This window comes from Sphingomonas sp., from assembly GCF_035944535.1.
In the GTDB taxonomy this organism is placed as follows: domain Bacteria; phylum Pseudomonadota; class Alphaproteobacteria; order Sphingomonadales; family Sphingomonadaceae; genus Sphingomonas_B.
In genome coordinates, this window is record NZ_DASZBC010000008.1 from 129,107 (window position 1) to 143,724 (window position 14,618).

At 66.8% G+C, this 14,618-nt stretch carries 14 protein-coding genes; all 14 read right to left on the bottom strand.

What is annotated here, in order from left to right; genetic code table 11:
• Positions 1 to 68: 68 nt before the first annotated feature.
• A complete protein-coding gene (locus tag VGT77_RS09335) occupies positions 69 to 305 on the bottom strand; it encodes a twin-arginine translocase TatA/TatE family subunit (protein WP_414713378.1) in 237 nt (78 codons plus the stop codon).
• Between the two features lie 40 nt (positions 306 to 345).
• Positions 346 to 966, bottom strand: coding sequence for an SMC-Scp complex subunit ScpB (gene scpB, locus VGT77_RS09340; protein ID WP_414713379.1), 621 nt, complete (start codon positions 964 to 966; stop codon positions 346 to 348).
• Positions 963 to 1,694, bottom strand: coding sequence for a ScpA family protein (locus VGT77_RS09345; protein ID WP_327461829.1), 732 nt, complete (start codon positions 1,692 to 1,694; stop codon positions 963 to 965). The genes scpB and VGT77_RS09345 overlap by 4 nt, the downstream gene beginning before the upstream one ends.
• A 129-nt stretch (positions 1,695 to 1,823) precedes the next feature.
• The gene (nagZ, locus tag VGT77_RS09350) at positions 1,824 to 2,828 is read right to left on the bottom strand and encodes a beta-N-acetylhexosaminidase (RefSeq protein WP_327461832.1); all 1,005 of its coding nucleotides are present in this window, start codon (positions 2,826 to 2,828) and stop codon (positions 1,824 to 1,826) included.
• Positions 2,829 to 2,832: 4 nt separating this feature from the next.
• Positions 2,833 to 3,558, bottom strand: a complete 726-nt coding sequence (locus VGT77_RS09355) for an SPOR domain-containing protein (RefSeq protein ID WP_327461834.1) — start codon at positions 3,556 to 3,558, stop codon at positions 2,833 to 2,835.
• Position 3,559: 1 nt separating this feature from the next.
• The gene (argS, locus tag VGT77_RS09360; RefSeq protein WP_327461836.1) at positions 3,560 to 5,275 is read right to left on the bottom strand and encodes an arginine--tRNA ligase; all 1,716 of its coding nucleotides are present in this window, start codon (positions 5,273 to 5,275) and stop codon (positions 3,560 to 3,562) included.
• Between the two features lie 11 nt (positions 5,276 to 5,286).
• Positions 5,287 to 5,970 (bottom strand): NAD(P)H-binding protein, encoded by a 684-nt coding sequence (locus tag VGT77_RS09365; RefSeq protein ID WP_327461837.1) that lies wholly within the window; start codon positions 5,968 to 5,970, stop codon positions 5,287 to 5,289.
• Positions 5,971 to 7,137 (bottom strand): deoxyguanosinetriphosphate triphosphohydrolase, encoded by a 1,167-nt coding sequence (locus tag VGT77_RS09370; RefSeq protein WP_327461838.1) that lies wholly within the window; start codon positions 7,135 to 7,137, stop codon positions 5,971 to 5,973.
• Positions 7,134 to 8,747: an SPOR domain-containing protein gene (locus tag VGT77_RS09375; protein WP_327461840.1), complete on the bottom strand. Its 1,614-nt coding sequence runs from the start codon at positions 8,745 to 8,747 to the stop codon at positions 7,134 to 7,136. The genes VGT77_RS09370 and VGT77_RS09375 overlap by 4 nt, the downstream gene beginning before the upstream one ends.
• A 187-nt stretch (positions 8,748 to 8,934) precedes the next feature.
• A complete protein-coding gene (gene ftsZ / locus VGT77_RS09380; protein ID WP_327461842.1) occupies positions 8,935 to 10,368 on the bottom strand; it encodes a cell division protein FtsZ in 1,434 nt (477 codons plus the stop codon).
• A 113-nt stretch (positions 10,369 to 10,481) separates the two neighbouring features.
• On the bottom strand, positions 10,482 to 11,762 hold the full coding sequence (gene ftsA / locus VGT77_RS09385) for a cell division protein FtsA (RefSeq protein ID WP_327461844.1): 1,281 nt from the start codon (positions 11,760 to 11,762) through the stop codon (positions 10,482 to 10,484).
• On the bottom strand, positions 11,759 to 12,706 hold the full coding sequence (locus VGT77_RS09390; RefSeq protein WP_327461846.1) for a cell division protein FtsQ/DivIB: 948 nt from the start codon (positions 12,704 to 12,706) through the stop codon (positions 11,759 to 11,761). The genes ftsA and VGT77_RS09390 overlap by 4 nt, the downstream gene beginning before the upstream one ends.
• Entirely contained in the window at positions 12,699 to 13,628 is a 930-nt protein-coding gene (locus tag VGT77_RS09395) for a D-alanine--D-alanine ligase (protein WP_327461848.1), read from the bottom strand. Before VGT77_RS09395 ends, VGT77_RS09390 begins: the two co-directional genes overlap by 8 nt.
• An 85-nt stretch (positions 13,629 to 13,713) precedes the next feature.
• Positions 13,714 to 14,586 (bottom strand): UDP-N-acetylmuramate dehydrogenase, encoded by an 873-nt coding sequence (gene murB, locus VGT77_RS09400; RefSeq protein WP_327461866.1) that lies wholly within the window; start codon positions 14,584 to 14,586, stop codon positions 13,714 to 13,716.
• Positions 14,587 to 14,618: the final 32 nt, after the last annotated feature.

The following is a 14,618-nucleotide window of genomic DNA, read 5'->3' on the forward strand; positions in this document are numbered from 1 at the left end:
GAGTTCCGCACACGCGCTGGAGCAGCGGACGGCTTATCCCGAAACAAGTTCGGGATGACGAGAGTGACCTAAAGCGGCCGCTGTTCCTCGACCGTGTCCTTCTCCGTGCTGACGGTGCGCGGCTTGTCGAGCGCTTCGACGCGGCGCTCCGTAGCGCGCGGTTCGTCTTCCTCGGCCATGCCCTTCTTGAAGCTTTTGATGCCCTTGGCGACGTCGCCCATCATGTCGGAAAAGCGGCCCTTGCCGAAAAGCAGAATGATGATGATGCCGACGACCAGCCAATGCCAGATGCTGAAACTGCCCATGATGATCTCCTGGCAGGCGCGGCCTGCATGAACGGCCTATCTAGTCGCTCTCGTCGGCGCTTTCCAGTTCCAGCTCTCCGGGCGTGGTATCGAGCGGATCGAGCAGCCCCGCTGCCTTCAGGTCATCGATACCGGGCAGGTCACGCCGGTTCTTCAGCCCGAAATGGGTGAGGAACCCTTGCGTGGTCGCATAGAGCAGCGGCCGGCCCGGCCCTTCGCGTCTGCCGGCCGGGCGCACCCAGCCCGCTTCCATCAGCACATCCAACGTGCCCTTCGAAATCTGGACGCCGCGGATCGCCTCGATCTCGGCGCGGCTGACCGGCTCCTGATAGGCGATGATCGCCAGCGTCTCGACCGCGGCCCGGCTCAAGCGTTTCGGCTCCTCGCGTTCGCGGCGAAGGAAGTGCGCCATGTCGGGCGCCGTCTGGAAGTGCCAGCGCCCGCCCCGCTCCACCAGCTCGACGCCGCGCCCGGCATAGTCCTCGCCGAGCAGACGCAGCGTCTGCTTCAGGTCCACATCAGACCCCACATAGGCGGCGATCTCGTCGATGGTGAGCGGCCCCTCTGCCGCGAACAACACCGCCTCGACCGCCCTGACCGCAGGATCGATCTCAGCCTCAGAAAAATGGGGACTGTCCCTATTTTCTCGTACCTGGCTCAAGCCGCCCTCACGAACAGATCGGCGAATGCCTCTTCCTGGCGCAGTTCGGCTTTACCCTGTTTGGCGAGTTCCAGCGCGGCGACGAAGCTCGAGGCGAGTGCGGAGCGTCGCAGCTGCGGATCGGACACGACCGGCAGAAAAGCTTCGATGCGCGTCCACTCTACCTTTTGCCCAAGCAGAGCCTCGACCCGCGCCAGCGCGTCCTCCAGCGACATGACTGGACGCCGCGCGATCTGGTGCACGACCGGCTGAGTCCGCGCCATCACGGCGCCATAGGCGGCGATGACTTCGTAAAGATTGGCGTCCCACAAGCTCTTGCGCACGACGCGCAGGCCCTCGGGAACGCCGCGCAGGAAAACGTCCCGCCCGACCCGGTCCCGCGCCATCAGCCGCGCACCGGCCTCGCGCATCGCCTGCAGCCGCTGCAGGCGGACCTGCAGCCGCAGCGCCAACTCTTCCGGGCTCGGATCGAGGGTCGGGTCCTTGGGGAGCAGCAGCGCCGACTTGAGATAGGCGAGCCAGGCGGCCATCACCAGATAATCGGCCGCGATCTCCAGCTTCAGCGCCTTCGCGCCGGTGATAAAGGCGAGATATTGCTCGACCAACGCGAGAATCGAAATTTCGCGCAAATCGACCTTCTGCGCGCGGGCAAGCGACAGCAGCAGGTCGAGCGGCCCCTCCCAGCCCTCAATATCGATGGTGAGTGCGTCCGAGTCGGGCTGGGTCACGGCGGCAAGTATGCACGGAAACCCTCACACGTCATCCCGAACTTGTTTCGGGATACGCTGTCCGGTGACGGATCGACGACGGTCCCGCCGCGCAACTACCCTTATCCCGAAACAAGTTCGGGATGACGGCTAAGCCAAGCCTAGCAGCTCGTCCCTCTTGCGCACCAACTCGGCAAAGCGCACCGGCGCCGGCATCTTGCGGAAGGCGAGCGCCGCGGCCAGCCGCTCCTTCGTCCGCTCGCCGGCATCGGGCAGTTTCTCAGCGATCGCGACCATCTCGTCCATGCGGGCCCAGCAGTCGAGCACCAGGTCCACACCCGCATCGACCGCGCCGCACGCCTTTTCGGCGGGCGTGCCGGACAGCGCCTTCATGTCGATATCGTCGGTCATCAGCAGCCCGTCGAAGCCGATCCGCTCACGGATGATCTTCTGGACTACATAATGAGAGAGCGTGCCGGGCCGCGCATCGTCCCAAGCGGTGTAGACGATGTGCGCGGTCATGCCGATCGGCGCCCAATTGAGCTGCCGGAAGGGCGCGATGTCGCTCTCCAGCTCCGCCTCGCTTGCGTCCACCACCGGCAGCGCCTTGTGGCTGTCGACCAGCACGCGGCCGTGGCCAGGCATATGCTTGACGATGCCGGTGACGCCCCCCGCCTGCAGCCCCTCCAGCACCGCGCGGCCAATGGCGGCCACGCGCATCGGCTCATAGCCATAGGCACGGTCGCCAATCACATCGTTGGCGCCCGGCTGACGGACATCGAGCAGCGGCAGGGCATCGACGGTGATGCCGACTTCGCTGAGCGCCAGACCGATCGCCTCGGCATTGGCGCGCGCCGCTTCGATCCCCGAGATCGGCGCCTTTTCGTACAGGTCGCCAAACACCGCTCCGTTCGGAAAGGCCGGCCATTCGGGCGGCTGCATCCGCGCGACGCGTCCGCCCTCCTGATCGATCATGATCAGCAGGTCGTCGCGGCCGTGAAGGTCGCGCAAGCTGTCGGTCAACGCCCGCATCTGCTCGCGATTCCCGCAATTGCGCTTGAAGAGGATATAGCCGGCCGGATCGGCGTCACGGAAAAAGGCGCGCTCGTCGGGGCTGAGCTCCAGCCCCGCCATACCGAAGATGACGGGCTTCATTGCCTCAATTCACCACAAGGCAGTTCTCACCGGCGACCCGCAGCCGGGCACAGACATCCTTTGCCTCCGCAGGCGATCCGGTGCCGACGCGCAGGCGGTAAAAGGTCCGCCCGTTCACGTCCGCCTTGACGATCGACTGGCTGCGGTCTGCCAGATAGGCGAAACGCTTCGACATGGAGTCCCAGGTCTTCTTCGCACTGTCCTGGCTCGGGAAGGCGCCGAGCTGGATGGTCGCGCCGGGCGCGGCTTCCGCGACGGTCTGCGCCGGCGCTGCGCGGGCGACGAGCGTGCCGCCCTTTTCCTCGATGATCACCGCGCTTGCGCTCGCCTTCGGCGCTGCGGTGGGCGTGGGCTTCGGGATCGGCACCCGCTCGACCGGCGTTTCGGGAACGGCATTGAGGTCGAGCGAGCCCTGCACTTGCGCGCCCTCGCTGGTCGCAAAGGCCATTTCGCCCTGCCCCTCGATCTTCATTCCGCCTTCTTCCGGCGGCTTCACTTTGTAGGGACCTTCGGGCGCCGCGATCAGCTCGCCGGAGCCGCTCGGCTCGACGTCGCGATTTTGCCACCACCAGACGCCGCCCACCGCAAGCGCCGACACCACCAGCAGGGCGAGCAGCGGCGCCAGCCAGCGGACCGGTGCCCCGCGCTCCTCCTCGACATCGTCGACCGGCTCTAGCCAGGGCAGCCGGTCCTCGTCGGACAGCGCGTAAGGATCATGCGCTTGAGCCACGTCAGTTCATCTCCTCGACTGCCGTCACCCCCATGATGGCGAGGCCGTTGCGGATGATCTGCCCGATTGCTTCGACCAGATAAAGCCGCGCGCAGGTGGTTTCCGGATCGTCCGCGACCAGCACGCGCCGGTCCGGCCGGTCATTGCCCATGTTGAAGAAGGCGTGGAAAGCCGCGGCGAGGTCGTAAAGGTAGAAGGCGATGCGGTGCGGCTCCCGCGCCGCCGCCGCACTCTCGACGATGCGCGGGAACTGCGCAGCCAGCTTCACCAGCGCCAGCTCCTCCGCGTCGATGCGGTCGAGGTCCGGCTCGCCGCAGCTGATTCCCGCCTCCGCGATCCGGCGGCGGATCGAGCAGATGCGGGCATGGGCATATTGAACGTAGAAGACGGGATTGTCCTTCGACGCCTCGACCACCTTCGCGAAGTCGAAGTCCATCTGCGCGTCGGCCTTGCGGGTCAGCATGGTGAAACGCACCACGTCCTTGCCCACCTCGCGGACGACATCCGCCAGCGTCACAAAATTGCCCGCCCTCTTCGACATCTTGACCGGCTCGCCGCCCCGCAGCAGCCGCACCATCTGAATCAGCTTGACGTCGAACTGGACCTTGTTCTCAGTCAGCGCCGCGACCGCCGCCTTGATCCGCTTGACCGTGCCGGCATGGTCGGCGCCCCAGATGTCGATCAGCGCGTCGACATCCCTCGCCTTCTGATAATGATAGGCCATGTCGGCGCCGAAATAGGTCCATTGCCCGTTCGACTTCTTGATCGGACGGTCCTGATCGTCGCCAAATTGGGTCGAACGGAACAGCGGCAGCTCGACCGGCTCCCAATCCTCTGGCGTCTCGCCCTTGGGCGCTTCGAGCACGCCGTCATAAACGAGGTCGCGTGCACGCAGCCACGCCTCCGCCTCTTCGGGCTTCCCGGCGGCCTGGAGTTCGGCCTCCGACGAGAACAGGTCGTGATGGATGCCCAGCAGCGCCAAGTCTGCCTTGATCAGGTCGATCATCGCGGCGACCGCGCGCTCGCGGAACAGCCCCAGCCACTCCGCTTCCGGCGCGCTGCGAAACCGGTCGTCAAACTCCGTCGCGAGCTGCTCGCCGATCGGTTTCAGATAGTCTCCAGGGTAGAGCCCCTCAGGGATCTCGCCAATGTCCTCACCCAATGCTTCGCGATAGCGGAGGTGCGCCGAGCGGGCGAGCACATCGACCTGCCCGCCGGCATCGTTGACATAATATTCGCGGACCACTTCGTGCCCGGCATATTCCAGCAACGCCGCCAGAGCATCGCCGACCACGGCGCCCCGGCAATGGCCCATATGCATGGGTCCGGTCGGGTTCGCCGAGACATATTCGACATTGACCCGTTTGCCCTTGCCGCTGGTGGAGCGGCCATAATCGGCTGCCTCTGCGTGGATCGCCCGCAGCTCGCCGCGCCAGGTCGCGTCCGACAGGCGAAGGTTGATGAAGCCGGGCCCGGCGATCTCGGCGCTGGTCACATCGGGCAGTTCGCGCAGCCTCGCGACGATCCGCTCGGCCAGCGCACGCGGGTTCATGCCCGCCTGCTTGGCCAGCACCATAGCCGCATTGATCGCGAGATCGCCATGCGTGGGGTCCCGCGGCGGCTCTACGGTGACGCCCGATCGCGCCGCTCCCGCCAGTTCCGGCAGATCGTCGAGAATGGCGTTCAGGCGCTGGGTGAAGCTGGCAAAGAGAGACATGGCCGCGCCCCTTAGCGCGGAGCCTGACCCGAAGTCAGCATCTGATCGGCGAGGCGATCGATATCCCGATTTTCGTGCACTCGCGCGCCTTCCCCTGGCTGCTCGACAGCGCGGACGATTGCAGCCGCGACTCGCGACGCCGGCATGCCTGCGAAGCGCGACCAGCTGCCGCGCAGGAATAGCCGCGTGAACGGATCGAGCAGGATGCCGAGCCGCTCGCCCGGCCGCCGGTCGCTGCCGCGCTCGCCGAGCAGCAGACCAGGCCTGAAGATGTCGAGCCTAGGAAAGCTGAGCGCCTGCAGCGCCTCGTCCGTTTCGCCCTTGGTTCGAAGGTAGAAATTGCGCGAGTTCGCATCGGCGCCGACTGAAGAGACGGAGAGCAGATGCGCCACAGCGGCGTCGCGGGCGGCACGTGCGAAGGCGATCACCGCGTCATGATCGACGGCGCGAAAAGCCGCTTCCGAGCCCGCCTTGCGCCAAGTGGTGCCGAGACAGGAAATGGCAGCATCGGCCGAGCCGATCTCTTGAACGACGCCCGGCCAGTCCAAGGCAGGCGCGACATGCTCGTGCCATCCGCTGCCGCTGCGGCCGGTCGCGCGGCGCACCAGCCCGTGCACTTCATGGCCGCGTTCGAGCAGCCGGTCGACCACCATGCCGCCCACCAGCCCGGTTGCGCCGATGAGCAGCACCTTCATCTAGAAGCCCTCGGGCAGTTCGATGGGTCCGACCAGCTCGCGGTAGCGGGCAATGGCGTAGCGATCGGTCATGCCGGCGATGAAGTCGGCGATGTGGCGGGTGCGCTCCGGCTCTTCCTCCGGCAGCGTTTCGCGCCAGCCTTCCGGAAGCGTGGCCGGATCGCCAGCATAGGCTGCGAACAGGCCGGAGACCATCGTTGCCGCCGATTCCGAAGCGGCAAGCTGGCGGGGATGGTGATAGAGTTCGCGGTACATGAAGGCCTTCAGCTCCCGCTCCTCGGCCTGCATCGCATGGCTGAAGCCGACAAGTGCGTGCCCAGCCGCGCGCACATCTTCGACCGACTGGACGCCCGCCTCGCGGATGCGGCGGCGCGTCTCCGCGATCAGATCGTTGACCATCAGGCCGATCTGCGAGCGAACCAGCTCCGACAAGAGGCGCCGCTCGCTGATGTCCGGATAGCGTTCGGCTGCCGTCCGCCAGCCGCGCGCGACCAGCGGCACCGCCATAATTTGTTCGCGGCTGAGCAGGCCCGCCCGCAAGCCGTCATCGATATCGTGATTGTCATAGGCGATGTCGTCGGCCACCGCCGCGACCTGCGCCTCGAGCGAAGGCCAGCTGCCCAGCTCCAGCGGGAAGGCGGCGTCCGCCTCCGCCATCGCCCAGCTCGGCCGCTCGACCGGACCATTATGCTTGGCCAGGCCCTCCAGCGTCTCCCAGCTGAGGTTCAGCCCATCGAAGCGCGGATAGGGTTTTTCGACCTTCATCAGGACGCGCAGCGTGTGCGCGTTGTGATCGAATCCGCCCGCCGATGCGGTCGCGGCCTGCAGCGCTTCCTCGCCCGAATGTCCGAAGGGCGGATGACCGATATCGTGCGCCAGGCAGAGCGCTTCGGTCAGATCCTCGTTCAGCCCCAAGGCCCGCGCAATGGTCCGGCCGATCTGCGCCACTTCCAGGCTGTGCGTCAGCCGGACCCGGAAGTGATCGCCGTCAGGCGCGACGAACACCTGGGTCTTGTGCCGCAGCCGCCTAAAGGGAATCGAATGGATGATGCGATCGCGGTCGCGCTGATATTCGTCGCGGGGACCGCGAAGGGCAGTGCGTTCTTCGGGATAGAGACGGCCGCGGCTGTGCGCCGGATCGCAGGCCCAAGGGCTGGGCGCCCTCATTTGCCCCCGATCTTCTCGACCGCTTCCCCCTCGTCGCTCGTCCACTGAAAGGCGCCGACGCCCGCCTTACGCAGCTTCGACACGGCCGCCTGCGCTTCCGCGGCGTTCTTGAATGGCCCCGCGAGCAGACGGTTGGTAGCCCGGTTCTTGGCGGTCCAGGGGCCCTTCCCCTTCAGCTCCGGCGCCTTTGCCGAGACGCTGGCCCATTCTTTGGGCAGCGCGCCGACATTGGCGCCGCCTGCCACCTGCACCCAGACGCGGGACGGATTCTTCGGCGGCTCCGGCTTCTTCTTGGCCGCAGCCTCTTTGGCCTTGGCTTGCTTGGCCTTGGCGTCTGCTGCGGCCTTCTCTGGATCGACCTTCGGCTTGGCGGGCTCAGTCGCCTTGGCGGGCTGCTGCTTAGCCGCATCAGGTGTGACGCGCGGCGTCGGCTGCGGCGCCGGTCGCAACGCCAATGTGGTCGGCCTGGGCGTCGGGCTCGGCTGGGCCATGCGCAGCAACGGCGATGCGGATGGCTGTGACGACGGCGCTTCGGCCGCCGCTCGGACTTCTCGCATGATGGCTTCGAGGTCGCCGCGCTGCTCAACCGGGAGGCTCGAAAGAGGCGGCGCTGCGACTGTCGTCGGCGTGGGTGTGGGCGTCGGTGCCGGGACTAGCGCCACCTGCACTGGCGGCGAAGGCGTGGGTGAGGGTGTGGGTGTCGGAGTAGGCTGCGGCCGGGCAACAGCCCGCGTCGCAATGGGCGCTGATCCGACCGGGATCATGGCCCCCGGACGCCGTCTCGCCTCCCGCGAGTCAGGGGTGCGCATTGCACGAGGCGTCGGCGTCGCGGCCGGTTGCGGGACCGGCACGGCCGTGTTCGCGGCGAAGCGGACATTGGCCGGCATCTCGCCCAGATGCACGGCAGCAGCCTTCTGCGCCGGAGTAAGCGCCGCCAACTTGCCGAGAAACGGATCCATCGTCTGCGCCATCCGTGCGGGCATCACCTGGTGCACGATCGAGCTGGCGCCGCGCAGATCGCCTGTCATCGCCAACACAAAGGCGCGGGCGCGCCAGGCCCCCTGATCGCGCTTGTACAGCAGAGGATCGAGCAGCTTCAGCGCCTGGTCGCGGTCGCCGGTGATGCCGAGCGACAGTGCATAGCGCTTGGTCACTTCATCATTGGCGCCACGGCTCAGCGCCAGCGCATAATCCTGCTGCGCCCGGCGATTGTCGCCGCGCAGATCATAAGCGAGGCCGCGGTCCCCGGCGATCTGAAAGTCGGGGACGCCAAGCTGGCGCGCCTGGTCGAACAGCCGCAGCGCGTCGCGCGGCTGATCCGTCATCAGAAAGGCGCGGGCGAGCCCGGCCTTGACCTGCCCGTTGCGCGGGTTCCGTTCGTCCGCGCGGGCGAAGAAGCCCAGCGCCGCGTTGGCATCGCCCACGTCGAGAGCGGCTTGTCCCGCCCCCATGAGCGCGTTCAGGCTTTCCGGGTTCGAAGCGAGCTCGCGCAGGTAGCGCGACAGCCGGTCCGCGGGCCGCTCGGCATATTGCGCCGAAACGAGCGATCCGGAGGCAAGCAGCAAGGCGCCGAGGCCGAAGCTGGCGGTGCGGGTAAGCTTTGCGATCACGATGCGACCATAGATGCCGCCCCGCGGCTTAGGACAATGTGAACGGCACGGCCGAGCGGCGGAATGTGCGTGAGCGGCGACGAACTGGAGCCCCGTTCGTCATTGCGAGGAGCGAAGCGACGAAGCAATCCAGAGGCGTTCGGGCGCCGGCTGGGTTGCTTCGCTTCACTCGCAACGACGGAGTGGCTTACTGGTTATTCTGCCGGTTCAGGAAGCGCGGGATGTCGAGTGGGTCGCTGCGGTCGTCCTCGTCCAAACCCGGCGCCTTAGCGTTACCGCGGGCGATCGACGACATGCGCTCGAACAGAGTGCCGCCGCCTTGCTTCGCAGCAGGCGCCGGCGCGGGCTGGGGCTTTTCCTCCGCTTTGGGAGTGCTGAACCAGCGGCGATTGCCGGTCAGCTCCTCGTCGATCAGCGGCTCGGGCGTGTCGAGCACCAGCTCGTCCGATGCGGTTTCCTCCATGGGGGCGTCGAGCGTCAGCGGCTCTTCCTCCGCCACTGGCTCGGGCGCAGCGGGCTCGACCGCTGCGGCAACCGGCGCCGGCGCCGACTCGGCTGGGCGCGCTGCCGTCGGCATTACGAAGGGACGCGGCTCGTCGGCCTTCTTGGTGCCAGGGAAGGAGAAGACACGCGCCGGCTCGGGCTGCACGCTCGCCTCGGCTTCGATGCCGGTAGCGACCACAGACACGCGGATCTTGCCTTCCAGCTCGTTGTTGAAGGCAGAGCCCCAGATGATGTTGGCGTCCGGATCGACCAATTCCTTGATGTGATTGGCGGCCTCGTCGACCTCCATCAGGCGCATGTCCTCGCCGCCGACGATCGACACGATCACGCCCTTGGCGCCCTTCATGCTGACGCCATCGAGCAGCGGATTGGCGATCGCCTGCTCGGCGGCCTCGATCGCGCGGTTGTCGCCCGACGCTTCGCCGGTGCCCATCATCGCCTTGCCCATCTCGCCCATCACAGAGCGGACGTCGGCGAAGTCGAGGTTGATCAGGCCCGGCATGACCATCAGGTCGGTGATGCCGCGCACGCCCTGCTGGAGCACCTGGTCGGCCATCTGGAACGCTTCCTTGAAGGTCGTGTTCGGGTTGGCGATCAGGAACAGGTTCTGGTTCGGGATGACGATCAGCGTGTCGACATGCTTCTGCAGCTCGGCGATGCCGGCCTCAGCCGACTTCATCCGGCGCGAGCCTTCGAAGCTGAACGGCTTCGTGACGACGCCGACGGTCAGGATGCCGCGCTCGCGCGCCGCCTTGGCGATCACCGGGGCCGCGCCGGTGCCGGTGCCGCCGCCCATGCCGGCCGCGATGAAGCACATATGCGCGCCGTCCAGCGCTCGCTCGACCTGCTCGATCGTCTCTTCGGCTGCCGCACGGCCAATCTCGGGACGCGAGCCGGCGCCGAGACCTTGGGTGATCTTCAGGCCGAGCTGAATGCGGCTTTCGGCCGGCGAGGCGTTCAGTGCCTGCGCATCCGTGTTGGCGACCAGGAAGTCCACGCCCTGTACGTTCGACGCGATCATGTTCGCGATGGCGTTGCCGCCGGCGCCGCCGACGCCGATCACGCTGATCCGCGGCTTCAGCTCGTCGACTTCTGGCGGAATGAATTCGATGCTCATCTCACTGACTCCTATCGCTTTTCGCCGGCGAAGCGATTACCCCCATTGCAACGCTTCATATGAATCAGCCGACTCATCAAATCGACCGAAAAGTTAACTCGTCCACATGTTATTCACAGGTTTGTCCGGAAGGCTGCCACCAGCCGCTGGATCAGCGCCGATCCTGCCGGCCGGATCACCTGCTGCCCTCGATCGAGCTGAGCATTGCGCAGATCGATCGGATCGGACGCCGCATAGCGGGTCAGGCCGGCCAGAGTGGCGAAAGCGGGGCCGCTATGTGCGTCCGGCAGGCCGGTCAGACCACGCGGGCGTCCGACCCGCACCGAGCGGCCGAGCAGGCCTTGTGCATAATCGGCAATGCCCTTCAGTTCCGCTCCGCCACCGGTCAGCACGACCTGCCGCCCGCGCGTGAAGCCGAGGCCCTCAAGCGCCTTGCCGACCTCGCCGAACAACTGCTCCAGCCGTGGACGGATGATGCTGATCAGCTGGGCGCGGGTGATGCGCGCGGCTTCGCCCTGTCCGGCCTCGGCGGAGATGGGTGCCACCTCGATCATGTCGTGATTGTCGCGCGGCGTCGCCGTGGCCGAGCCGTAGAAGCATTTCATCCGCTCCGCCTGGGCCCGCCGGGTTCCAAAGGCCGAAGCGATGTCATCGGTGATGTCCGCCGCGCCCATCGGGATTGACGCGAGGCCGACCAGCAGCCCGCCGACGAACAAGGATACATTGGTGACGCCAGCGCCCAGCTCCACCAGCGCAACGCCGAGTTCCCGCTCTTCCTCGGACAGGCACGCCATGCCGGTCGCGACCGGCGACGCCACGATCGCCTTCACTTCCAAATGCGCGCTGCGGACGCAGAGGTCGAGATTGCGGACCGGTGAAGCGTCCGCTGCGACGACGTGGATGTCGACGCCCAGCTTGTCGGCATGCAGCCCTTTGGGGTTCTTGACCCCGTTCAGGCCGTCGAGCGTGTAAAGCGTCGGCTGGGCGTGCAGCACCATGCGCCCGGCCGGATCGATCGACTCTCGACCGGCTGCCAGCAATTGATCGATATCCTCCTGCTCAATCCGGTGCCCGCCCAGTTCAACTTCCACCGAAGCGATGTTGGAAACGAGCCCGCCGGCCGAGAAGCTGACCCAGACATCCTCGATATTGACGCCGGCGATGCGCTCCGCCTGCTCGACCGCTTCGCGCACCGCCAGCTCGGTCGCGCTCATGTCGGCGACATAGCCGCGGCGTACGCCCCGGCTTTCGCGCTGGCCGGTGCCGAGCACGTTCAATGTGCCGCCCTCGCCTCGTTCGGCGATCAGCGCGGACACTTTCCACGAGCCGATGTCGAGGGCGGTGATCAGCTTTTCGGCGCGCGCGGCGGCGGCGCGGGTCTCTCGCCTGCTCATATCGTGTCGTTCACCTTCTGAAGGGCTGGGCTGGTGGTAGCCGGGGTCGCTGTCGGCGGTTCGGGCTGCGGCTGCACGGCAGTGCCGTCGATCGCGCGGACCTGACGGTCCACGCGCGCGACGAAGCGGGTCGGGTCGCGCATGTCGAAGCGCAGGAAGCCGCGGCCGAGCAAGCGCTGCGCCGTGTGCATCCGCGCGAAGCGGACCAATGCCCGTTCCGCTTCCTCCTGTCCTTCCGGCAGGGCCAGTGTCTCGCCGGATTGGAAGCGCAAGTCCCAGCGGCGTTCGCCGATCCAGGTCGCGCCGGAAATCACCGGCTTCAAGGATGGCGCCTTGGCGACCAGGGATGCGAGTTCGCCCGCGTGGCGGTTCGCATTGGGTCCGATCAGCAACGGCAGGTCGCGGGTCGCTTCGCCCGAGATGTCTTCTAGGATCACGCCACTGGCATCGATCAGCCGCAGCCGGCCTTGGTGTTGCCAGACGGCTGCGGGCGTGCGTTCGACGATGTCGACCACCAGCGTGTCGGGCAGCCGCCGCGACACGCGCGCATCCTGTACCCAGCCATAGCGGAGCAGCCTGGCCCGCACCGTCTCCAGATCGACCAGCGGCATCGCCATCGAATGCTGGTCGAACGCGATTGCATAGACGGTCAGCCGGTCCATGTTGCGGATGCCGCGCAGATCGACGCGTTTCACTTCGAAGCCCGCTTGTCCGAAAGCCTTGGCGACTTCGTTGCCAGCGAGCGCGAAGACGCCGAACGCTTGCAGCACCAGCAGCGCAATGGCGGCGCCGAGACCCAGCAGCGACCAAGTGACGGCCTTCTGGATGGTGGCAGGGCTGACCGGCAGGCTGGCGAGCAGGCCTGGGCGCTTGGCGGCAGGCTTGCGCCCTCGCGCCGGCGCCGGCCGCACATTGCCGCGCTTGATGGTGGCGCGGCTAGCCATCGGCGAGCGCCTCCTTGACGATCGCGTCAACCAGATCGGCATAGGACAAGCCGATCGCCTTCGCCTGTTCCGGCACCAGGCTGAGCGGTGTCATGCCCGGCTGGGTGTTGGTCTCGAGCAGATACAGGCCCTCGACGCCCTTCTCGTCATCCCAGCGGAAATCGGAGCGGGACGCGCCTTTGCAGCCGAGCAATTTGTGCGCCCTGAGCGCCATGTCCAAGCACGCCTCCGCAATGGCGGGCGGCACGTTTGCTGGGCAGACATGCTCGGTCAGACCTTCGGTATATTTGGCGTCGTAATCGTAGAAGCCGCTCTTCGGCTTCAGTTCGGTGACGCCAAGCGCGCGACCGCTCAGCACGGCCGTGGTCAACTCGCGACCGCGGATGAAAGGTTCGGCGAGCAGTTCCTCGAACTCCTGCCACGGCCCGGCCACGTCGCGCCCGATCGGCTCGCCATAATTGCCCTCGGCAGTCACGATCGCGACCCCCACCGAAGACCCTTCATTGACAGGCTTCAGCACATAAGGCCGCGCCAGCGGGTCGCCGAAATAGAGGCTTTCCGACTTGATCAGATGGCCGCCGGGCATGCGGATGCCGTGAGGCACCAGCGCCTGCTTGGTCAGCTGCTTGTCGACAGCGATAACGGACGTGACCATGCCCGAATGGGTGTAGCGGATGCCCATCAGGTCGAGCATGCCCTGCACCGACCCGTCCTCGCCCGGCGTGCCGTGCAACGCGTTGAACACTAGGTCCGGCTTGGCCTCGGCGATCCGGGCGGCGACCTGCCGGTCCATATCCAGCCGGGTCACGCGATAGCCGAGGCTTTCCAGCGCGTCCGCCACGCCCGCGCCGGACATCAGCGAGACTTCACGCTCGGACGACCAGCCGCCCATCAGCACGAGAATGTGGAGAGGTGCGGTCAAGACACCCTCCTAGTGCTCCGGCGAAGGCCGGAGCGTTGCGTCACAGGGCTCCGGCCTTCGCCGGAGCACAGGGAGTTCGCATATTTCATCCCGCCACCCCCACGCGCTGGATTTCCCATTCCAGCTCCACCCCCGAATGCGCCTTGACCCGAGCGCGCACTTCCTCGCCCAACGCTTCGATCTCGGCGCTTGTCGCGTTACCGAGGTTCAGCAGGAAGTTACAATGTTTTTCAGAGACTTGAGCATCGCCAATGCGCAAGCCGCGGCAGCCGGCGGCGTCGATCTCCGCCCATGCCTTGGTGCCGGGCGGATTCTTGAAAGTCGACCCACCCGTTTTCGAGCGCAGCGGCTGCGAGGCCTCGCGGGCGGCGGCAATGCGGTCCATTTCGGCCTGAATAACGGCAGGCTCGGCCCTGCGGCCGCGGAACGTCGCGCTGACGACAACCGCCTGTTCAGGCAGTTCGGAATGGCGGTAGGTGTAGCCGAGCTCGTCGAGCGATAGCGTCCGCCGCTCGCCCGAGCGCAGCACCACCTCGCATTCGACGAGAATGTCCTTTACTTCGCGGCCATAGGCGCCGCCGTTCATCCGCACGAAGCCGCCGACCGTTCCGGGAATGGACCGCAGGAACTCGACGCCGCCGATGCCCGCGTCGCGCGCCGTGGAGGAGACCAGGATACCGGAAGCGCCGCCGCCGCAGCGGAGCGTCACGTCATCGAGCGCTTCGGCCTTGGCGAACGGCTTGCCGAGGCGAACCACAACACCCGGCACGCCGCCATCGCGCACGATCAGATTGGAACCGAGGCCGAGCGCCATCACTGGGACGGCTCGATCCAGATTCGCGAGGAATGCGGACAGATCGTCTGCATCCTTGGGCTCGAACAGCCATTCGGCCGCACCGCCGGCCTTGAACCAGACGAGGGGCGCGAGCGGGGCGTTGGGGGTCAGCTTCCCGCCCACCCCGCTCGTCCCGAGCGAAGTCGAGGGGCGCG